The 21,448-nt window shown below is 47.1% G+C and carries 20 protein-coding genes; 9 read left to right on the top strand and 11 right to left on the bottom strand.

Features of this window, described 5'->3' with window-relative positions:
* Positions 1-86 precede the first annotated feature (86 nt).
* Together NC997_RS17580 and NC997_RS17575 are read right to left on the bottom strand one after the other, a co-directional pair.
* Positions 87-926 carry an alpha/beta hydrolase gene (locus NC997_RS17580; RefSeq protein WP_190528109.1) on the bottom strand — a complete coding sequence of 280 codons (840 nt, stop codon included), beginning with the start codon at positions 924-926 and terminating at the stop codon, positions 87-89.
* A 73-nt stretch (positions 927-999) separates the two neighbouring features.
* Complete coding sequence (locus tag NC997_RS17575; RefSeq protein WP_190426228.1) at positions 1,000-1,455, bottom strand: NUDIX hydrolase; 456 nt, start codon at positions 1,453-1,455, stop codon at positions 1,000-1,002.
* Between the two features lie 146 nt (positions 1,456-1,601).
* Here NC997_RS17575 and NC997_RS17570 point away from each other — a divergent pair, with 146 nt between their 5' ends.
* The 3 genes from NC997_RS17570 (at position 1,602) to NC997_RS17560 (ending at position 2,770) form a co-directional block, all read left to right on the top strand.
* Positions 1,602-1,895 carry a hypothetical protein gene (locus tag NC997_RS17570; RefSeq protein WP_190528107.1) on the top strand — a complete coding sequence of 98 codons (294 nt, stop codon included), beginning with the start codon at positions 1,602-1,604 and terminating at the stop codon, positions 1,893-1,895.
* A 282-nt stretch (positions 1,896-2,177) separates the two neighbouring features.
* Positions 2,178-2,573, top strand: coding sequence for an RNA-binding protein (locus NC997_RS17565; RefSeq protein WP_190528105.1), 396 nt, complete (start codon positions 2,178-2,180; stop codon positions 2,571-2,573).
* Between the two features lie 2 nt (positions 2,574-2,575).
* Positions 2,576-2,770 carry a hypothetical protein gene (locus NC997_RS17560; RefSeq protein ID WP_190414631.1) on the top strand — a complete coding sequence of 65 codons (195 nt, stop codon included), beginning with the start codon at positions 2,576-2,578 and terminating at the stop codon, positions 2,768-2,770.
* A gap of 180 nt (positions 2,771-2,950) precedes the next feature.
* Here NC997_RS17560 and argH read toward each other — a convergent pair whose 3' ends face one another.
* The 6 genes from argH to NC997_RS17530 form a co-directional block, all read right to left on the bottom strand.
* Positions 2,951-4,336, bottom strand: coding sequence for an argininosuccinate lyase (gene argH / locus NC997_RS17555; protein ID WP_190528103.1), 1,386 nt, complete (start codon positions 4,334-4,336; stop codon positions 2,951-2,953).
* A gap of 189 nt (positions 4,337-4,525) precedes the next feature.
* The gene (locus NC997_RS17550) at positions 4,526-4,771 is read right to left on the bottom strand and encodes a hypothetical protein (RefSeq protein WP_199291966.1); all 246 of its coding nucleotides are present in this window, start codon (positions 4,769-4,771) and stop codon (positions 4,526-4,528) included.
* Between the two features lie 158 nt (positions 4,772-4,929).
* Positions 4,930-6,348 carry a PP2C family protein-serine/threonine phosphatase gene (locus tag NC997_RS17545; RefSeq protein WP_190426218.1) on the bottom strand — a complete coding sequence of 473 codons (1,419 nt, stop codon included), beginning with the start codon at positions 6,346-6,348 and terminating at the stop codon, positions 4,930-4,932.
* Positions 6,349-6,812: 464 nt separating this feature from the next.
* Entirely contained in the window at positions 6,813-6,944 is a 132-nt protein-coding gene (locus NC997_RS17540) for a hypothetical protein (RefSeq protein ID WP_277877644.1), read from the bottom strand.
* Positions 6,945-7,202: 258 nt separating this feature from the next.
* A complete protein-coding gene (locus tag NC997_RS17535; RefSeq protein ID WP_190414628.1) occupies positions 7,203-8,186 on the bottom strand; it encodes a GntR family transcriptional regulator in 984 nt (327 codons plus the stop codon).
* 233 nt (positions 8,187-8,419) lie between these two features.
* Positions 8,420-9,574: a polysaccharide deacetylase family protein gene (locus NC997_RS17530; protein WP_199306220.1), complete on the bottom strand. Its 1,155-nt coding sequence runs from the start codon at positions 9,572-9,574 to the stop codon at positions 8,420-8,422.
* 367 nt (positions 9,575-9,941) lie between these two features.
* Here NC997_RS17530 and NC997_RS17525 point away from each other — a divergent pair, with 367 nt between their 5' ends.
* From NC997_RS17525 to NC997_RS17510, 4 genes are all read left to right on the top strand, one after another.
* On the top strand, positions 9,942-10,688 hold the full coding sequence (locus NC997_RS17525) for a dienelactone hydrolase family protein (RefSeq protein WP_190528101.1): 747 nt from the start codon (positions 9,942-9,944) through the stop codon (positions 10,686-10,688).
* A gap of 62 nt (positions 10,689-10,750) precedes the next feature.
* A complete protein-coding gene (locus NC997_RS17520; protein WP_190528099.1) occupies positions 10,751-11,653 on the top strand; it encodes a S1 RNA-binding domain-containing protein in 903 nt (300 codons plus the stop codon).
* Between the two features lie 414 nt (positions 11,654-12,067).
* Complete coding sequence (locus NC997_RS17515) at positions 12,068-12,673, top strand: glutathione S-transferase family protein (RefSeq protein ID WP_190528098.1); 606 nt, start codon at positions 12,068-12,070, stop codon at positions 12,671-12,673.
* A 229-nt stretch (positions 12,674-12,902) separates the two neighbouring features.
* Positions 12,903-14,234 carry a S41 family peptidase gene (locus tag NC997_RS17510; RefSeq protein ID WP_347276124.1) on the top strand — a complete coding sequence of 444 codons (1,332 nt, stop codon included), beginning with the start codon at positions 12,903-12,905 and terminating at the stop codon, positions 14,232-14,234.
* 197 nt (positions 14,235-14,431) lie between these two features.
* Here the strand turns inward: NC997_RS17510 and NC997_RS17505 are convergent, their stop codons facing one another.
* On the bottom strand, positions 14,432-15,295 hold the full coding sequence (locus NC997_RS17505; RefSeq protein ID WP_190528096.1) for a fructosamine kinase family protein: 864 nt from the start codon (positions 15,293-15,295) through the stop codon (positions 14,432-14,434).
* Between the two features lie 104 nt (positions 15,296-15,399).
* The gene (locus tag NC997_RS17500; protein ID WP_190414622.1) at positions 15,400-16,698 is read right to left on the bottom strand and encodes a pitrilysin family protein; all 1,299 of its coding nucleotides are present in this window, start codon (positions 16,696-16,698) and stop codon (positions 15,400-15,402) included.
* Between the two features lie 570 nt (positions 16,699-17,268).
* On the opposite strand from NC997_RS17500, the gene NC997_RS17495 reads away from it, so the two are divergent.
* Both NC997_RS17495 and crtD read left to right on the top strand, forming a co-directional pair.
* The gene (locus NC997_RS17495) at positions 17,269-18,993 is read left to right on the top strand and encodes an ATP-binding protein (protein ID WP_347276123.1); all 1,725 of its coding nucleotides are present in this window, start codon (positions 17,269-17,271) and stop codon (positions 18,991-18,993) included.
* Between the two features lie 48 nt (positions 18,994-19,041).
* On the top strand, positions 19,042-20,571 hold the full coding sequence (gene crtD, locus NC997_RS17490; protein ID WP_190528092.1) for a C-3',4' desaturase CrtD: 1,530 nt from the start codon (positions 19,042-19,044) through the stop codon (positions 20,569-20,571).
* A 277-nt stretch (positions 20,572-20,848) separates the two neighbouring features.
* Here the strand turns inward: crtD and NC997_RS17485 are convergent, their stop codons facing one another.
* Positions 20,849-21,322 (bottom strand): DUF4383 domain-containing protein, encoded by a 474-nt coding sequence (locus NC997_RS17485; RefSeq protein ID WP_190528090.1) that lies wholly within the window; start codon positions 21,320-21,322, stop codon positions 20,849-20,851.
* Positions 21,323-21,448: the final 126 nt, after the last annotated feature.

The raw sequence follows: 21,448 nt of genomic DNA, 5'->3' as shown, positions 1-21,448 counted from the left end.
TCCGGCTCCCCTCTCCGCTTGCGGAGAGGGGTTGGGGGGTGAGGTTCTTTTATTAACTCCACTACAAGCGCACAGCCTATGCGCCCCTAATGCTTACTAACGAAATCTCGAATATACTGAGCCACGACATCTGGCAACGCTTCGGGTAGATCGTTTCCCGCAAAGCTAATAATTTCCAACTGAGCTGATGGAGTTAAGTCCGCGTAGGCTTGACTTTCGGCAATTCTAGAACGACTGTCGCGATCGCCTTGCAAAATCAAAACGGGGACTTTCAGCCACTCCAGTCTTTCTTTCAATAATTCTGCTTGAATTTCGGCGCGGCGGCGTTGAAATAATAGCTTGTCGGTAGTGGGAAACTGCACCGGCTGTTCTTGTCGCCGCTTCTTTTGCCCAGTCTGCTTGCGGGGAAACAGGCGATTGTTGGAGACACGAGCGATCGCATCTATGAGCGATTGCCACCCGGAGGATACCACCTTAGACAGCCGCTTAAATAGAGATGTAAATAGAGAGGGGCGCGATCGCTCGGTTCTTAATCCCTCCGCTTCCACCCCAATTGGAGCTAACAGCACTAATCCGCGCACCTGTTCCAAATATTTCAGCGCGAAGCTCGCCGCAATCCACCCTCCCAGCGAGTGACCAATTAAAAAAACTTCCCGCTGGTTTAATGCTTCCAACAACTCAGCGAGACATTCCATCTCTAACTCAATCGAGTAGTGAACATTCGGGCGTTCAGAGTCACCAAAGCCGAGTAAATCTGGGGCAAAGCAGTGGTAATCTCGACTCAAACAATCGATGACAGGTAGCCATTGACTACTATCGTGAGCCGATCCGTGTAAAAAAACCAAAACTGGCCCTTGACCGACTTCGCGCCAGAAGATTTGTCCTTGGGACAGCTTTATTCGAGAATTGCGTAGCGGTAGAGTCATCCTAGATTTTAGATTTTAGATTTTAGATTCTAGATTGACGATGGATTGACTCATCCAAAATCGAAAATCCTGCTTATGCGAGGGTTGTCAAGCCGTTCAAGTAGTCCTGCAACTGCTGGTCGTGGTCATGGCAGAGTTTCCCTTGAGGCAAGGATGTCACAGAGAAAGCTTTGACTTCCATAATTTCCAGCGTATCCCGAACCTGCATTTCTCCCTGCACTTCTGCTTCTAGCGCTACACAAATCGAATGAATTCTGGGATCGCGGTCTGGCGAAGAATAAACTCCCACTAACCGGCGAATTTTTACTAACTCCAGTCCAGTTTCTTCCGCCAACTCCCGCCGCGCTGATGTCGGAATGTCCTCACCCCAATCAACAATACCGCCAGGAAAACCCCATTCACCTGTGTCTCCGCGTCGAATGAACACAATTCGACCATCTGGCAAAATCGGGATGATAGTTGTGCCGATAATGGGATGGCGGAAAATAATCCCTAGCACTGTTTGTATAAATCGCCATGACCGACGCATAGGCAAAAGAAGCTTTACTTCAACGCAGAAAGGAACTTTTACTTTTAGAGTCAATTTATGAGCAGGAAGTTCTCCGATTCCAGATAAAATTTAAAACTTTGCAAAAGGAGGGTTTCCCCAAGGGCTGAATCCGCATAGTTCTGGGGATGCCAGAATTGCTTATTCATCCACCTCTACAAATTAAAATTTTAAATCAGCGAGAATTTCTGCTTTTTGAGATTCAGTCACCTGAAGATAAATCTTCTCAATGTTACCATCCGAGCCGATCGCATTCATGTGCAGCGCTGAAGGCGTATCAACTGCTTGGTGCGGAATTTTTTAGCTTTTTGCTGCGGTTACGGCTGACAATTTTACCCAGCCAAGAAGCAGTATCGCTGAGTTTTAGGGACATGGGGCTGTTTTCAACCGCAGCAAGTCAGCGCTTTTTAGTAGGCTGCTGACAGGCTGTTATGATATACGTTACAGATGCAAGTTCGGTCACGTCAGTCTGCGACCCGCCGTTTTTAGGCTAGCCTATTTCGGTGTTTCTTCCACAGGTTTGAAGGCAGAGGCTTCCAGAGCCAAAAAAATGCTCTGGGAGAGCAACGCACTCTCTGTCTAGATTCGCTTGGACAAGAGTAGGTTCTGAGAAGTTGCTAGAGACGCTTTAATTTTGCGCTTCTAGGTCGCTCTTCTCTCTCTCGACTTTCATCTGAATCAACTGTTCGGATGGATATTGTTGGATGACTATTTACATCGAAAGTCTGTCTTCGCAGGTTACTCCAAAAGACTTTAAACAAGTCTCTGCATCTGGTTCAGCCAAAAGTGTGGCGATACCAAGCGACCGGAAGACAGGCAAAGTGCGGGGCTTTGCTTTCGTAGAGAGGGTGGAAGCTCTGCAAAAAAAGACAGCTATTTCGGTGCTGGATGGTGCAAAATGGATGGGGCGTCAGATGCAGATCAACCAAGCCAGACCGAAGGAGAACCCTCGAAAAGAGGGCGATCGCGGTAGACTGCCAGATTGGCAGATTCTAGCACCTGCTTTTCCAAGCCTTGGGCGTGACTGGCAACACCAACAAGCATCAGGTGCGGGGGAAAACCCAAAGGCACCATTTTTTAGTCGTATATCAAAGAGGTGAACATGGCGAAGCGCCGTAACCCTAAGAAAGAAAAGGCGCAGCGTAATCAAGCATACGCCCGCAAGTTTCGTAAACGTCAAACTACGGGTCGGTTCTCTAAATTCCGGCGTCAAAGATCGCCAGGAGAGAGAACCAATGAGGAGGATGAAGACAAGATGGGAGGAGGAATGGGAGCAATGGGCGGCGCGATGGGTTAGCCATTGCTCGGTTCTGAGGATTGAGGGTTGAGGACTGAGGACTGAGGATTGAGGACTGAGGAAGAAAAATATTTTTCCTCAGCTACTAACTCTTTTGCGAAATTGAGAAATCCCCTATTCAGCCCTCAGTCTTGATTACTCAGTCCTAATTACTCAGTCCTCAGTCCTGATTACTTAGTCCTAACTACTCAGCCGAGACTGGGCAGCTTGAATCGCTTGTCTCACTTGCTCAAATCCGGTACCGCCGTAGCTGTTACGAGCGGCAACTACTTGTCTTGGAGAGATGGCTTCATAGATGTCTGGCTCAAAAGCTGGGTGCAATTCCTTCCATTCTTCCAAGCTCAAATCCTTGAGAAGTTTACCGGCAGCGAGGGAAGTTTTTACAACCTTGCCCACGAGATTGTAAGCTTCCCGGAAGGGGACACCCCGCGCTGCTAGGTAATCAGCAACATCGGTCGCGTTGGAGAAATCTTCCGCGACGGCTTCTGCAAGGCGAGCGGTACGAAATTCTAGCCCCTCGCGAAACAAAATGGTCATTGCTTCTAAGCAGCCTTTAACGGTCTTTACACTGTCAAATAGGCTTTCTTTGTCGTCTTGTAAGTCTTTGTTGTAAGCCAAAGGTAGCCCTTTCATCAGCACTAGCATTCCTTGCAGATGCCCAAAAACACGACCTGTTTTACCCCGCACGAGTTCAGGCACGTCGGGGTTTTTCTTTTGGGGCATGATGCTGGAGCCGGTGGCGCAGCTATCTTTGAGGGTGACAAAGCCGAATTCGTGAGATGACCAAAGGATGACTTCCTCCGATAAACGGCTGAGGTGAACCATGATCAGGCTGGCGCTAGAGAGAAATTCAATCGCAAAATCGCGATCGCTCACGCCATCCATACTGTTGGCATAGACCCCATCAAAGTTGAGCAGTTTGGCGGTGTAGTGTCGATCGATGGGGAAAGTGGTTCCGGCAAGTGCGCCACTCCCTAAGGGCGAGATATTGACGCGCCCATAGACTTCTCCTAGCCGCTCCCAGTCCCGTTCTAGCATTTGAAAGTAGGCGAGGAGGTGGTGAGCTAAAGAGACTGGTTGGGCGCGTTGTAGGTGCGTATAGCCGGGAATTAGGGTTTCGACGTGATTTTGGGCAAGGTCGAGGAGAACTCCCTGAAATTCGCGCAACTGGCTGCGAATTTGCGAAATTTGATCTCGCAAGTAGAGGCGGGTGTCAGTGCCTACTTGATCGTTGCGCGATCGCGCCGTGTGCAGTTTTTTGCCGACATCTCCGGTAATTTCTGTCAGCCTACGCTCCACCGCAAAATGAACGTCTTCTGCATCTATCCCTGGATTGAAGTTTCCTTCTCGGTATTCTTGGCGGATTTGTTCTAAGCCTGCGACTAGCTGTTGTGCCTCCGACTCTGAAATAATGCCGGTGTGAGCGAGCATTTTGGCATGGGCAATCGAGCCGGTGAGGTCGTATTCGATGAGTTCGATGTCGAAGCCGATACTAGCGTTGAAGCGAGCGATCGCAGGATGCAACGCCGATTCAAACCGTTGGCTCCAAGTTTTTTGTTGAGTCACGAGCTTCTTGGTAACGTTGGATTAACAGATTCAAAGGCGAGCAGGTTGAAAGTTGGCTCGTCGAGAAGGTTGTAGCTTGCAAAGGCAAGCATCTTACTCTTTAGCAAATTTCAGGACGAGCAAGTTGTATCCAAACATTCAACTTTCAACCTTCGACCTTTAACTTTTTAAACCTTCAAACGCTATCCACTAAGCTGTAATCCCTCGAATCAGGTAGCCAAAAAACAGCCCAATTAACAGTGCCCAGACTTGCCCTGATTTAATGAAGTAGTTAAAGGCATTTTGCATCTGGTCTAAGACTTTTGGGTCTCTGATTTGCTGCGCCAACACGGGCCAATTGATTGGCGAGTGCGAAAACCATACCGATACCGTATCGTAACTGTGGGTCAAGTTGGGCAACCAACCGATTATTTCGTGCATTTCATTAAGCACCATGACTCTGATCTCCTCACAACAAATAGAGATGTTGGCAAAGGTTGCTCGCGCATCCGTTCAGATTGTTATTAACACAAAGCTGATGTCTTTGCTAGTGGGGGAGTCAGCGATGGGTAATTCGTGATGGGTATAGGAAATGACCCATGACTCATTACCGATTAACTTTTGACCTGCATCACCACTAGCGTCATATCATCTCCGTTCCGGCTGGATGGACCAATAAACTGCTGTACCTGCTCAAATAGGTAATCTAAAATCGCTTGGGTGCCGTTGCAATGCTGGCAAGCCCACTGGAAGGTGCGGCTCAGCTTTTCTTCGTCAAAGCGATCGCCATTTTGATTTGCCGCATCGGTAAAACCATCGGTGTAATAAATAATCGTGTCCCCAGGATACAGCTGGACTTGGGCATCTTCATACTGGGAATCGGCATCCAGACCAATCAGCATTCCCCAGGTATCCAAGCGCTTGATGGAACGGGTTGATGCCTGCCATAACAAGGGAGGATGGTGGGCGGCATTACTGTAAGACAGAATCCGGGTTTGCGGATCGTATTCGGAATAAAACAGGGTGACAAACCGATGGGAGTTTTCCAAATCGGCATACATTACCCGGTTTAAATGTTGCAGGATCTTCGCCGGTGAGTGCCTGTTTAGCACTTCGGCTCGCAGCATCCCCCGCGTCATCGTCATGATTAGACCCGCTGGGACGCCTTTGCCCATGACATCCCCGATTACCAGGCTCCACGGAACCGATCCTCTTCGGGCAGTTTCCACTTCCGAATCACTGTCTGTTTGGGGGCGCAGCTGGTCATAATTGGCGGGAATAAAATCATAGTAATCTCCGCCAACGCGACTAGCCGTTTGGCACTTTGCCGCTAGTTCGACTCCATAAATATTCGGACATTGTCGCGGTAGTAGGCGCAGCTGGATATCGGCACCAATTTCTAATTCTTTATCTAGGCGTTCTTTTTGGCGTAGTTCGACGGTAAGTTCATCGTTTGCGATCGCAACTGCTGTTTGATCGGCAACTAAGCGCACCAACTTCTGCCGGGTGTCTGTCCAAATATATTTGGGATCGCGGCTGAACACATAAAGACGCCCTCGCTCTGTATTTTTCACTAAAATCGGAGTGCCAAATACCTGAATGTCTGGCCCTAAAAACCGAGTCAGCTGAGCATCCAATGATGGCGGTGTGGCGACCCCCTCTGCCGTTGTCGAGGGATTACTCGCCTGACGGGTTGCGGCGTTAAGCGCCTTGCGAATATCCTGACAAGACTGACCTTCCTGACAGTGCAGGCGTTCTAGCCGCACCTGACCATTCGGCAAAAACCGGATGAGAATGCCGCCATCGGCATCTGTGACCCGCGTTGCCATCAGCGGAATCAACTCCAAAAACTGATTCAAGTTATTGAAGCTACGCAGGGCAAACCCTAACGACGAGAGCAAGTCTTGAATCTTGCGCTGTTCTCGATGCAAACGCGCCACCAGTTCTTTGAGCGCGAAAACAGGCGTCGTTTCGGCGGTGGTACCGCCGTCAGGTAAGGGAGATGGCTGGCGAGGAAGGGGCACAGCAGTCATAGCATCAGGAGTTAGAGTTCCGCACAAAAGTTTGTTTTAGCTGTCAGGATATCTTTACAGATTCTGGCTTAAGAATTGCCAGTTTTGGCAACGGTTTGGGGAAAACGCCTTTGATTTAAAAAAAATTAAGAAGGCGTTAGAGCAAAATTGTTCCCGATTACTATCGCAACAGTTGCCAGTTGCAGCTAGCGGTCCGGACGCGATCGCTAAGCAAAAGGAGCCGGCTGTTCTTGAGGTGTAAATATACCCTTAATTGCAGGTTATGCCAATCACCCGGAGGGGCTTTTTGAAAACTTCTGCATAAGTCTATAGACGGAAATCACCATAACTGTCGCTATAGTAAACCCGATCTATACCAAAGCGCCCCTTATTATGTTTGATTGGTTCATCGGCGGCATCGCCTAAGAGTAGCAGACAGCAAACATATACGTGTGGAGTGATTTTACAAGCCAAGACTGTAAATTTTAACCGGATGGCGCGTGTATCCCTAAAGTAAAGATTTCTTCCAAACGAAAGTCTGGAATGGGATCGGGTTGGAAAGCTTTAGCAGCACGGTGTTTCTCAATGGCATCTTTTAAACCCATCGAAGGTTTCATCTAAATCGTCATCTTTGCTCCGATTGCTTCTTGCCGATGTTTCAACAGGGAATTGCCAATTTTAGAAGGGGTTTCTGAGTGAAAAACTTGAATCTCTGATGAAGACCCTACAGCATCTGGCGCGTCTAAAAGTTCAGACTGAACTGAAGGGTGCAGGTGGGATTGCCCACCTGAATCGGCACTTTATGCTGCTAAATGGAATGAGCTAGAGTGTCTAATTATTGAAATCTAATCATTGAAATCTAAAATCCAAAATTGTTAACCTAAACCGAGTTCGCGCTTGAGCAAGTTAATTGACTTGGTGCCAATATAATTTTCGCTACATAATAGCTCTGGAGGACGAATAATGTCTTCACGGGCGGCGGCGACTGCCGCTTTGACGGTGGCAAAACTGGCGCGATCGCTAACAATCGTTTGGGCACTGCGAACGATCGCGTTGAGTTTGTAGGTGTCTTTTACCTGGGCTGTCATCACCAGCAAATCATCCCCGCGCAGGCTGTGGATAAGAATTTCTGCAACTCCGAGAATGCCTGAGCTGAGACTCACTAAACCCATACAGCTGTCTTTAGGCAGGCGTTGAACCAGCTGGAGTTCTTGAGCGTAGTCGTAAATATCGACGGGGATGACGCGCACCGCTCGTGGGGCAGCGATCGCTTCCGCATCCCCAATAAAATAGCGGCTAGTCACTACGGTGCCGGAGTGGGTTTGATCGAGTATTTTACTGAGTTCCTCCATCGGCACCAACTGTACGGGTATGCCTAAAGATTTTTCCAGTTCCTGAACCATCAATTCCCCAGCACCGATGTCTCGTGACGGAACCGTGACCAGCACCCGCGCACTACAGCGTAAGCGCCAGTCAACTTCTGCTAGAAATAGTTCTCTGGCTTGGTTGAGGGTGCAACCTTGGTTGAGCAGTTCATCCAGGCTGTGCTGCACCAGCTTGTAGGCATGGGGATATTGTTCGTGTATGGGGCCGCTATGTCCAGTGCCGCCCTCGTTTCCTTGGGCTTTGACATAAATTCCCGATCCGGCTTGGGATTCTACTAATCCAGTGTCTTCTAGCTGCCGGTACACCTTGCTAATGGTATTCCGGTGCAGACCTGTCTGCATTGCTAGCTGCCGAGTGCTGGGCAATCGATGACCTGGGGGAAACTGTCGCGAGGCGATCGCAAACTGCATTTGGTCAAATAGCTGTTTTGACGCTGGAATTTCACTGTCTGGTTGAATATGAAACTGAACCATTTGCGAGCCTCCAAGGACTCTGAGTCTCATGAAGCCGTGAGAAGGGCAATTCTTTAATAGCATAATGCGCTACAGAAGCTGAGTTATCGCCCTGGTTTTTCAAGATTCTGCCTTTTCCTCAATTGCGCTATCTAGTAGGGACGCGATCGCATCAGCATATACGCTGTTAGCGCTACTTGCTGCAAGTCTTCTACAATCCAGCATCTAAATTCCAAAAAAAGTCTAAAACGCTCTCAGCCAGGGAAATAATTTTCGGGTTGTTCTCCGGGTGAATGCGGAATTTCCTCCAATCCAAGGGGAATCTGTGTTTCTGCTTCCCCACTAGAGACGGAATCAGTAGCGTCTGTTGTCTCTTGCCTCTTTAGGAGTTCCGGCAAGGTGACAAACTGATATCCCTGCTTTTTAAGTTTTTCAACGATCTGGGGTAAAGCTTGAACCGTTGTCGAATGGTTGCCGCCACCATCATGCATCAGCACAATAGAGCCGGGGAAGGCACTCTTGAGAATGTTTTTGACCAATTTGGGCGCGGCGAGGCGGTGGCGGTGACTGTCCGCTGAGTTAATCGACCACATCATCACGGCGTAGTTGTTCTTTTGGGCGTAAGCTGCTAATCCGTTTTGTAAGTTGCCGCCGGGAGGGCGGAAGTAAGCGGTTGTGACTCCGGTTGTTTTGTAGATGAGTGCGGCTGTATCGTCTATTTCCTTTGCCGCCGTAGCCTCGTCCATCTGACGATAGGAGTGATGCCAGGTGTGGTTGCCAATGGCGTGACCTTCAGCAACCACTCGTCGCGCTACGGCTGGATAACTTTGCAGTTGCTCTCCTACCCAAAAAAATGTGGCTTTGATGTCGTTTTTCTTGAGGATGTCCAGCACTTGCAATGTCGTTTTTCCCCAAGGGCCATCATCAAAAGTGAGGGCGATGACTTTTTTCTGATTCTTCGGCTTTATCTGATAAATGGTTTTTCCCTGATACTCGGTAGGCACTGGGAAAGTTTTTTCAGCTGAGGGAGAGAGCGCGATCGCCCAAGGTGTTGTTTCACTCGGTAAATTTTCCGGTTCGACAATGGGGAGTGTCTGCTGAACTGGGATAGATGGTGCGATCGCCCATACACTTGGCGATGGAGAAGCCTCTGCCGTGTCAGCGATCGCGCTACTCGCTGGCGGTATTATTTCCCCCGGTGGCGAATTTTCGGGTTTGACACTGGGGAGTTGTTGAGCTTCCGGCTTATCCTGACGAACCTCTATCGCAAACTGATGCTGAGGGGAAGTTTGAGGTGACGGCTCAATGATTTTATTGACGATAAGCGCTGTTAAGGTAACGATAGCGATGAAGGTAAGTTGCCGAGTGAATAATCCGGTCGGTTTTTCTTTTTCTCTCCAGTCTGTCAAGGTCGAACTCCTTCCCTTAGTCCTTGATAATTTTTGAGTTTTTAATGATTACAAAAAACAGCTATCGTTCTTGACTCATTTAACCAAAAATCCCTTTTCTCGGCAGTCAGCAACTCTTCAATAACCGTACAAAACTACACAATAAAACTAGCTAGCATTACAAATTATTTAAAAATTGGAATATTTTAAACAAAAAAGTTATGGTTTGATTTATATAAATTTTCTTTATAAAAAAATGCGATAATTTGTGCAGCACTATCATGAACTTTTAAATACTTTATTCTTGTAAAAAATAGGGTAATTTGCTGGTAGACAAAATAGTAGCACTATCTGCTAAAAAAACGGCAGAGGATACAGAAGAATTATCATGACAGAGAGCAAGATTCGGACAAAACACCTCAAAATTACCAATGGCGATCTAGAAATTGCGGCTTACCTGGCAATGCCGGAAGGGGAGGGGCCTTTTCCAGGCATTGTGGTGTTGCAGGAAATTTTTGGAGTGAATGCTCACATCCGGGAGGTAACAGAACGAATTGCCAAAGAAGGCTATGTAGCGATCGCGCCTGCTATCTTTCAACGCCAAGCACCGGGTTTTGAAACCGGCTACACTCCGGAAGACATTCAAATTGGCAGACAGTACAAAGAGCAAACTCAAGCTTCAGAATTACTGGGCGATATCCAGGCGGCAATTAATTACCTCAAAACCCTGCCCGAAGTCAAACCTGTCTTTGGCTGCATCGGCTTCTGCTTTGGAGGTCACGTTGCTTACCTCGCCGCGACTTTACCCAATATTAAAGCCACAGCGTCATTCTACGGTGCTGGCGTTGCTACTAACACTCCTGGCGGCGGCGAACCAACGATCGCACGCACAAAAGACATCAAAGGCACGCTTTACGCCTTTTTCGGCATGGAGGACGCCAGTATACCCGCCGAACAGGTAGATCAAATTGAAGCGGAGCTAGAGAAACACCACATTCCCCATCGTGTCTTCCGCTACGATGGAGCTGACCACGGGTTTTTCTGTGACCATCGCGCCAGTTACAATGACACCACAGCCGCCGATGCCTGGAAGCAGGTAAAACAGCTGTTTGAACAAGAACTTCAAGCGGCATAATTTTTTCCCACACTAGCAATCAGCGAGTTGGGAATTACTTTTTTTCAATCAACTAAGTTGTCATGAATTCCAAATCGACCTCTTCTCAAGATGCAAAATCGTCATTTTCTATGGACGATTTTGCCAAAGCTCTCGAACAACACGACTACCAATTTCACAAGGGGCAAGTCGTGCGCGGTAAAGTGGAAACCCACGAAAGTGATGGTGCCTATGTAGACATTGGCGGCAAGTCTTTGGCTTTTTTACCTGTTGATGAGGCGTCGTTGAGACGGGTAACAGATTTATCCATTGTGCTGCCGTTGCAGGAAGAACGGGATTTCCTGATTATCCGAGAGCAAGATGCAGATGGTCAGGTGACGCTTTCAGTGCGGCAGATGGAGATCAAGCAGGCATGGGATAACCTGGCTGATATGCAGGAAGCGAATCAAACAGTGCAAGCCCGTGTCACTGGCATCAATAAGGGGGGCGTTACGGTAGAAGTGCAAGGGTTGCGGGGGTTTATTCCGCGATCGCACTTGGTGGAACGCGATAACCTGGAGTCCCTGGTTGGTGAAAAGCTAACTGCTAGTTTTTTGGAAGTTTCTGCTGACACTAACAAACTGGTGCTTTCTCAACGGCAAGCGACTCGTTCTGTTGCCATCACTCAAATAGAAGTCGGGCAGTTAGTCGAAGGGAAAATTACTGGGGTGAAGCCCTTCGGTGTGTTTGTTGATTTGGATGGGATCACTGGTTTACTGCATATTAAGCAAGTAAGCCAAACTTACATCGAATCTCTCGCATCATTGTTTCAGGTGGGTCAAGTAATCAAAGCACTGATTGTTGATATCGATGAAAGTAAAGGTCGGGTTTCTTTGTCTACCAGAGTCTTAGAAAATCATCCAGGAGAAGTGCTGGAAAATATGGCTGAGGTAATGGAATCAGCTGAGTCGCGTTCTGAACGGGCGAGGAAAAATCTCACCAGATAGGTGTTCGGAAGATAAGAAGCGATCGCACTTGGTAATAAAGAGTGCGATCGCTTTTGATGTGAAGGGTGCGATCGCCACCCTGCGCCTAGACGCATCTCCGCGTACCCGATTTATTCCCTAAGTGTTTCCTCACCCTAATCTTGATTTGATGAAGACGAAAATCTTCAGCAACCGTCTTTCTTGCCTTGATTTTATCGAAAAAGAGCTTCGACTCCCTCAACAGTCAGCAACTGAACCCTTAGTTATCGATTTATTTGCTGGGTGTGGAGGACTGGCTCTCGGTTTTACTGATAAAAGCGATATGTGCTAGCTTATGCTTCGGGCAAGCTTCGCCTGTGACAATACTTATTGCTAACGCTCGCGCACTTGCGATCGCGTCCTGAAATCTACTATTGAAGTAGTTTAGGTATAAATATGCTCAAATTGTATCAATTTTTCTCTTCTGGTAATTGTTACAAAATTCGTCTTTTACTGACACAACTGCAAATTCCCTTTGAGAGCATAGAACTGAATATTCTCAAAGGCGAAACTCGGACTCCAGAATTTTCAAGCAAAAATCCCAATGGTCGGATTCCTGTCTTGGAAACAGAATCAGGTCAATTCCTGGCAGAATCCAACGCAATTCTTTTTTATCTGAGCGAAGAAACTGATTTTTTGCCAACGGATAATTTTGAAAGGGCAAAAGTGTTGCAATGGTTGTTTTTCGAGCAGTATAGCCATGAGCCTTATATTGCTACTTCCCGATTTTGGATTTCTATCCTTGGCAAGGCGGAGGAATATAAGGAGGCACTGAATCAAAAGCGCGAACCCGGCTATGCAGGGCTAACGGTTATGGAAAAACATTTAACAAATTGTAATTTTTTTGTAGGAGAACGCTATACGATTGCTGATATTGGGTTGTTTGCTTACACTCATGTGGCGGATGAAGGGGGATTTGATTTAACAAGATTTCCAGCAATCCAAGCTTGGCTGGAACGAGTTAAAGCTCAGCCTCGGCACATTAGTATCGCGCAATTATAATAGAGTTCGGTATGGGGAGGTAGGATAAGCGATCGCTTCATTCGCATCTCGTAATTTAGGTAACTGTACCTAAACAAACCTATCTGTAAAACCATTGATTAGCAGCGCCTACTCTAGAACATCTAGTGATGAGTTTGAAACCCGCGTAGGCGGGTTTTGTCTGTGTAGGTGCGGTTTCTAACCGCCAGCATATATTTGTAAAAATGGGATGGTTTCCACCCTGATTTAAGTGGCTGATAAGCTATACTGGCTGAAGTTAACTTTAAATATTAAAACAATGATAAAACTTAAAAAACTTAACCGTTTTTTGGCTAATTTAAGCATTAGCGTTTTAGTTATTCTTACCTTATCTTTTTTCCTCATACCCGTTAGTTCAAAACTTCAAGAGTCACCGATATTAGCTGTATTTGAAGAAGTTTGGCAAACAGTCAATGACAACTTTTTTGACCCAAAATTCAATGGAGTTGACTGGAAAGCCATGCGAGAGAAGTATAAACCTTCAGTCAAGCAGGCAAAATCTATTGATGAAGCATCCGTTGTCATCAATCAAATGCTAGCTGAGTTGCATACTTCTCATATAGGCTTTTATCCGAAGTCACAACCCGCTTACTACCAACTTTTGGGTATATTTAATCAAGGTCATTTCTTAGAAAAAATACAAAAGTTATTTCCCAAAGGCTTAGAGTACACCGGAATTGGAGCTTTCACTAAAGAGATCGATGGGAAGACCTTTATCACTGCTATTCTTGATAACAGTTCTGCTGCTCAAGCGGGACTCAAAGTAGGCGACCAAATATTAGCAGTTGATGGCAATCCGTATCAGCCAATCGAATCTTTTGTTAATAAGGCAGGGAAACAAGTCAGTATATCAATTCAACGAACTCCAGATTCAAATAGCAATAAGAATGTAACTGTAGTTCCAAAAATAATAAAACCTACTACAGTTTTCTTAGACGCAATGCGGTCGAGTATTGAAATAATCGAAAGCAATGGAAGAAAACTCGGTTATGTTCATATTTGGTCGTATGCGGGCGATAAATATCAGGACTTACTGGAAGAAGAAATTGCTTATGGACGGCTTAAAGATGCGGATGGGTTAATTTTAGACCTAAGAGACGGCTGGGGTGGAGCTACTCCGAATTATCTAAGTATTTTTTCCGAAAAAGTTCCAGTATTAACCCAAATTCCCAGAGATGGAATAAAAACTACCTTGGATTACCAGTGGAGAAAACCCGTTGTGATGCTGGTGAATAAGGGAACCAGAAGCGGAAAAGAAATTTTAGCTTATGGTTTTGAGCAGTATGGAATTGGAAAAGTCGTTGGTAGTCAAACAGCAGGAGCAGTTGTTGCGGCTCGTCCTTTCTTGCTCAAAGATGGTAATCTTCTTTATCTGGCGGTCGTTGATATTTATGTGAATGGAGAACGCTTAGAAGGCAAGGGCGTGAAACCAGATATCGAAGTGCCGTTCCAGTTAGAATATGCTCAGGGAAGCGACCCTCAAAAAGCGAAAGCTTTAGAGGTTCTAGCTGAAGCTGTTAAGAATCAGAATCGAGGGGCATAATTGCATTGCTAACCTCTAGTAGAGACGCGATTAATCGCGTTTCTACTATAGCAATCCTATTTGATTTGCGAACATATTTTTTTAAACGAACCGCAAAGACGCCCTAGCGGAGCCATGCGCGTTAGCGCTATAGAGCGCGAAGAAAAGATAGAAAGAGAGAGTTTACAACTTATTTAGGGTTGCTATATCTCTTTCTACTATCTCAAAATACGCTCAATCATCCCATTGGCTTGCGAACTATAGCCGCCGCCAAACAAATTAAAGTGGTTGAGGATGTGATAGAGATTGTAGAAGGTTTTCCGGCGCTCGTAGCCTGGAGCTAGAGGAAATACTTCGTTATAGCCGCGATAAAAGGCTGCGGGGAAGCCACCGAAAAGTTCTGTCATGGCGATATCAACCTCGCGATCGCCATAATACGCCGCCGGATCGAAAATGAGGGGTTCTCCCGATGCCGTAAAGCCTGCATTTCCCCCCCACAAATCGCCGTGAACCAGCGATGGTTGAGGGTGATAATCTGCTAGCAGTTCGGGAATTGCTGCCAGCAATTGCTCCTGTCGGGGAAATTGACCGCCGCGACGCCTTGCAAGCTGAAATTGATAGCCGAGACGATGCTTGGCATAGAATTCCGCCCAATCTGCTGTCCAATTATTGATTTGTGGCGTCGAACCAATCGTGTTATTTCTGTCCCAGCCGAAGGCGTCTTTTCCAGCGCATTTGTGCATCGCCGCTAACTTCCGTCCCATTTCTTCCCAAGAATGGGTGTCGCCGCGCCCCATTTCCAGCCACTCCAGTACGATATAGGCAGAATTCCCGCTGGTGCCCCAGCCAATCGGTTTTGGAACCCGAATCGTGTGAGTTTCTTGCATTTGCTGGAGTCCCAGCGCCTCCGCCTCAAACATATCAACCAAAGACGCTTGGTTGATTTTGATGAAGTAGGTGCGTTGCCCATCGCTGACAGCATAGCCTTGATTGATGCAACCACCACTCACCGACTGCCGCTGCTGACTTTGAAACTTTTCACCCGTTAGGCGAGTGATTTGAGCGTCTATTTCTGTCCACATGGGAGAAATTTTAACCCAGAGTCACGCTAAAGAAAGCACAAAGGTACGCCAAACCAGATTGATTCCTTGGCGTACCTTTGCGTTAACCTTTGCGTTAAAAAAACCTAGCTAGCGGGCTTGATCGCAACCACACCATAAGCATCACAAGAGAGATACTGTTGAGCTGCTGACTGGAGATCCGCCGCTTCCAACGCTTGAATCCGAGCCGGATAATTCAATGCTGGAGCCAAATCACCCATCATGGTTTGATAGTAGCCGTATAAGTTGGCGCGATCGCTCGGCGTTTCATTCCCAAAGACAAACCGATTCGCTACTTGCGTCCGGAAGCGGGAAATCTCTGCCTCACTCGCGGGTTCTGTCTGGAGGGTGCGAATATGAGCCAGAATCGCCGCTTCCACCTCTGCCAAATTCTCTACCGGCAACTGCGCGCCAATATAGAAGACGCCTTGATGCCGATGGCTCATATTGCTCACCCCAATATTCGTCACCAGGTGCCTGTCTTCCCGCAAATCTCGGAACAGCCGCGACATCCGACCTTGTCCCAGAATCACGCTCAACACATCCAGCGCGTAAGTATCGGATAAGTGCGTCATTCCAGGCACTCGCCACATCATCACTAACCGCGCTTGCTGCAAACTTTCATCAACATACTCGCGGCGGACAATTTCTCTAAAAGCGGGTTCGGGAGTGAGAGTTGAGGCGATCGCTTCTTGAGTTTTGACTTCTGGCTCTTGAGTGCTGACGCCTATCTCCGTCAATCCCGCTGCCACAATTTCAATTAATTCCTCAACCGGCAAATTGCCCACAACTGCCGCTGTTATCGATTTGGGTTGATACTGACTGGCGTGGAAATCGCGCATCTGTTGCGCCGTCAGCTGCTCAATTACCGCTGCTGGCCCAAGTACCTGACGCCGGTAAGGCAGGGTGTCAAATGCCACCTCCATCGCCCGCTGATAAGTCCGGCGGCGGGGATTATCTTCCGAGCGGCGAATTTCTTCTAAAACGACCAATCGCTCTCTTTGAAAGGCATCCTCTGGAATGCTGGGATTTAGCACTACATCTAGTTGCAATGGTGCCAAATGGGCAAAATCTTTGGGAGCTGTTGTGATGTAGTAGTGGGTATAGTCCTGACTGGTGGCTGCGTTTGTTACGGCACCCCGCTCTTCAATCAGTCGCTCGAATTCTCCACTGTTGAGCCTTGGCGTCCCCTTAAACACCATGTGTTCTAGAAAGTGAGCCATACCGTTAATGGGGTCTGGCTCATCCGATGAGCCGACATTTATCCACACGTTTAGGTTAACGGCTTCGACGGGCATCTGCTCTGCCACAATCGTTAAACCGTTAGGCAGGCGGTGGAGAGTAGGGGCGTTGAGTGGCGTAGATTTGAGCAGAGTTGAGGTCATGTGTTCTTCGGCGCTGGACTATTTCTCCTTTTATCTTACTCAGTCTGCACCTGTCTCCTCAGCCAGCTCCCCAGCATTGCGCGATCGCTCTCTAGATGTTTTTAAAAAGTTGCCCGCTCCTTTCGCCTTTAACACATATTTCCTTTCCGTGCCATTTTTTCAAGTTAATTAAGAAAGTCAATCATTCTTTAAAATTTGCCTTATTGATTAAAATTTGTTTATTTATGTATTGGGAAATACCTTGATTATGAAAGATTTATTTTAAATTTTTAAAAGCTTGAAAGAAACTCTGTATTTTTAGATAAATTTAAGAATTTCAGAGGCTTTATCAGTCTAGAGACAGATACTATGGCTTAGTCTGATAGACCAGACTAAAGCTTCATTTAACTGGAGTCAGTTGTACTCATGCTGAGTGGATTTTCAGGAAGTACAAACACCATCATTGCAGCTGGTTATTATACAACTGCGTTTTTGATTTATCGCGGTTTTCTTCGAGGGCAGCATCTACTCAGCAATCCATTAGTACTCGTAACTGTAGCAATCTTCTTGAGCTGTGCTATAGAACATTCAGTGCAGCTTTTAACATTAGTCTTGGGTGGGCAAAACGGCTCCCTAATGATGCTGAGAATTCAGGGAGGCATGGTTCCAATCATGGCTTTAGTTGTGGGAGCTTTCATGGCTCTGAGGCGTTACTACTCGCTCCTGGTTGAAAACTTCCGAATCCAAAAAAACACGAAAAATCAACTGGATCAGGCTAAGGCTGAGTTGGAAAGAGCGAACGCCAATTTGGAAGTTTTGGCAGCTCGTGCTAAAAACTTATTGCAGACAAATCAACAATTAGAAAGGGAAATTATTGAACGCAAACAGGCACAAAAAGCAACGGCACATACTCATGATTTATTGAATTCCATCGTAGAAAATCTGCCAATTGGAATTTTTATTAAAGAAGTGAATGAATTGCGATTTGTATTTTGGAACAAAGCTAACGAGGCACTCACTGGTTATTCTCAGGAAGAAGTGTTAGGCAAGAACGACTATGGCATTTTCCCGCCAGAGCAAGCTGATTTCTTCACAAGTCGCGATCGCGAAGTGTTGGCATCTGGGAAACTTCTGGAGATTCTGGAAGAGCCAATCCAGACAAAACATCAAGGTTTGAGGATTCTGCACACTAAAAAAATCCCGATTTTCGACGAATCGGGAATTCCCCAATATTTGTTGGGCATTTCCGAAGATATCACCGAGCGCAAGCAAGCGCTGGAGGCTTTAGGAGAATCGGAAGCTGCACAAAGCAGCGCGATCGCGTCTCTGCAACAACAAGCAGTCCAGATGAAAAAAGCGATGCAGACGTTGCAAAGCAGTCAATCCCAACTGGTTCAGAACGAAAAAATGTCCAGTCTGGGGCAGTTAGTTGCGGGTGTTGCTCACGAAATTAATAATCCAGTCAGCTTTATTTACGGCAATCTCGCTTACGCAGATCAATACACCCAAAATTTGCTGCATCTTCTACAACTTTACCAGGGTTATTATCCCGATCCAGTCCCAGAAATCGAAGCGTATAAGGAAAATATCGATCTAACTTTTGTCATAGAAGACCTATCGAAGATACTCTCTTCTATGAAGCTAGGGGCAGACCGCATTCGCCAGATTGTTCTGAGTTTGCGGAATTTTTCTCGGCTCGATCAAGCAGAAATGAAGGCGGTCGATATTCATGAGGGGTTAGATAGTACGCTGCTGATTTTACAGCATCGAATGAAAGCAAAGGGGGGAAATCAGGGAATTGAGCTGATCAAAGAGTACGGCAATCTCCCGCTTGTGGAGTGTCACGCTGGACAGATGAACCAGGTGTTTATGAATATCCTCAACAATGCGATTGATGTTTTAGAGGAGTACAGCTATCAGCACTTAGCGATCGCAACCATCGAGAATTTGCATACGCACTCTCTTGAGTTAGGTCAAACTCCCCCCATTTCCAATACTCAAGTGCCAGTTGCTTCGATTAGAATTCGCACTGAGGTTGTCGAAATTGATGACTGTCCTCAGGTGGTGATTCGGATTCGAGATAATGGCTCTGGCATCCCCCCAGAGGCGATAACACGACTATTTGACCCTTTCTTCACCACTAAACCTGTTGGCAAGGGGACAGGCTTGGGTTTATCCATTACCCATCAAATTGTGGTCGAGAAGCACGGCGGGGTTCTGAAGTGTTCCTCAGAACCCGGACAAGGAACAGAGTTTTACATTGAAATCCCGATTGTTCATCGTCGAGCGCGAACCTGTCAGGAAGCCGAAACTTAATGTAACGTAATATTAAGTCTCGGAAGAGGGAATCCTCGTTCTCAATTCATGCCAAGCTGTCATGTTGTCGTTATCGGTGCTGGAATTGGTGGTCTCACGGCTGGGGCATTACTGGCTCGTCGAGGCTACTCAGTCTTAGTTTTGGATCAAGCTCTGGTGCCTGGGGGATGTGCTTCCACGTTCAAACGCAAAGGATTTACCTTTGATGTGGGAGCGACTCAGGTGGCTGGACTGGAACCGGGGGGGATTCATCACCGGATTTTTCAGGAACTAGAAATTGAAATCCCAGCAGCGACGCCTTGCGATCCAGCTTGTGCCGTGTATCTACCGGGAGAAACCGAACCGATTAACGTCTGGCGCGACCCCCAAAAGTGGAAGGCGGAGCGAATTCGGCAGTTTCCCGGAAGCGAACCATTTTGGGAGTTGTTGGCGACTTTATTCCGAGCCAGCTTTGCATTTCAATCGCGCGATCCGGTGCTACCGCCGCGAAATTTGTGGGACTTATGGCAACTGGTATCGGCTGTTCGTCCCGATACGTTGATTACTTTGCCCTACACTTTTTTGACAGTGGGGGACGCTTTGCGGGGGTATGGTTTGGGCGATAATCAGCGTCTAAGAACGTTTCTGGATTTGCAGCTCAAGCTTTATTCTCAGGTAGATGCTGAAGAAACGGCTCTGCTCTATGCAGCGACGGCTTTGAGTGTGTCCCAAGAGCCGCAGGGACTATTTCATCTTCAAGGCAGTATGCAGGTGTTGAGCGATCGCCTAGTCTCCTCTTTAGAGAGAGATGCTGGCAAGCTGTTGATGCGCCACACCGTTGAACGCATCCACACCACAAATGGCAAAGCCACTGGTGTCGTTATTCGCAATCAAAAAACTGGCGCTGTCTGGACAGAACCCGCTGACCATGTCGTTGCCAATGTCACCGCCCAAAATTTGGTGCAACTTTTGGAAGCAGAGACACCAGAGGGAATTCCTAGTTCGGAACCCAAAACCCAAAATCGCTATCGTCGTCGAGTCGATAAACTTCCCCCATCGTCGGGAGCATTTGTGGTGTATCTCGGTGTCGATCGAAGCGCGATTTCCTCAGGATGCCCGCCTCATTTGCAGTTTCTCTACGATTATGACGGCCCGATTGGAGAAAATAACTCCCTATTTGTCTCAGTGAGCCACCCTAAAGATGGTCGCGCCCCAGAAGGTAAAGCAACTATCATTGCGTCTTCCTTCGTTGACACTCGGAATTGGTGGCAATCTGAGGATTATGAACAGTTAAAGCAACAATATACCGAGGAAGCGATCGCTCGTCTGAGCCAATTTTTTCACTTGACACCAGAAACCATCGTCCATCAAGAAGCCGCTACACCCCGCACCTTTGCCCGCTTCACAGCACGCGATCGCGGCATTGTAGGCGGGATTGGTCAGCGAGTTTCCACCTTTGGTCCCTTTGGCTTTGCCAATCGCACACCCGTGAATCATTTGTGGCTAGTGGGAGATTCTACCCATCCCGGCGAAGGAACCGCAGGCGTCAGCTACTCCGCCCTCACCGTGGTGCGCCAAATCGAAAATACCAAGAATTGATTCAGATGCAAGTGTTACAAATATAGCAATCCTATTTGAGTTGTGAGCCAGCCTTTCAGATCCCCGACTTCTTTCTCGAAGTCGGGGATCTCGCGTTTACGAATCATTTAGGACTGGATCTAAGTGTTATTAATATGCGCGGTAATTCCGTTTAAAGCTTACAGAAAACCAGAATACCTCGGCTAAGGTAAAGGCATACTGATTTTCTGTAAGGCAATCAGCGACGTAAAACTCAATCGGATTCGACAATCGACCCGCTATTAAACGCTACCCTTTTTTAGCCCTCGTTACGAGTACCGCCCTGTTGTGGCGTGCTTAGTTCCAACAAATCCGGTGTAGCAAAAAAGCCAAAGTACACTGCGATCGCGGCGGTGACTGCATGAAGCCAGACATCGTTGCCAAAGATTGGGATCAAGCCCAAGGTTGACTGGGTAGCCGGAAAAAGCCCCATTAGCGTTAGCACCCCATAGAAAATTCCCAAAACTCCACTATAGAGACGAGAACTGTCTAAGGCGATGGATGCAAAAATTCCCAGAAGTCCTACGACAAGGTGAACAACATTATGTAAGACATTGATGGGGAATAACCCCAGTAAGTAACCATATCCACTTGTGTATCCAAGACCCGCCATATCAGGCGTAACCGTAGGCGCTTTCACAAAGGCGGCAATAAATCCCATTACACCACAAAGGAAAAAGAAAATGCCGATAATTAACGCAAATTTTTGCGCTGGGTTCATGCCTTTCATCATTAACTTCCCGTACAAATTTGTATTTAATCTAAGCAGGATTATCAGCTCATTCGCCTTTCCTAAGGAAGAGGTCTTGAATCTACCCAGAGAAAGGGTTTATGTTAAAGGCGAATGTAGTCGATCGTA

It is taken from the genome of Trichocoleus sp. DQ-A2, from assembly GCF_039961915.1.
GTDB lineage: Bacteria > Cyanobacteriota > Cyanobacteriia > Cyanobacteriales > FACHB-T130 > FACHB-T130.
This window is presented reverse-complemented; position numbering and strand designations above follow the sequence as displayed.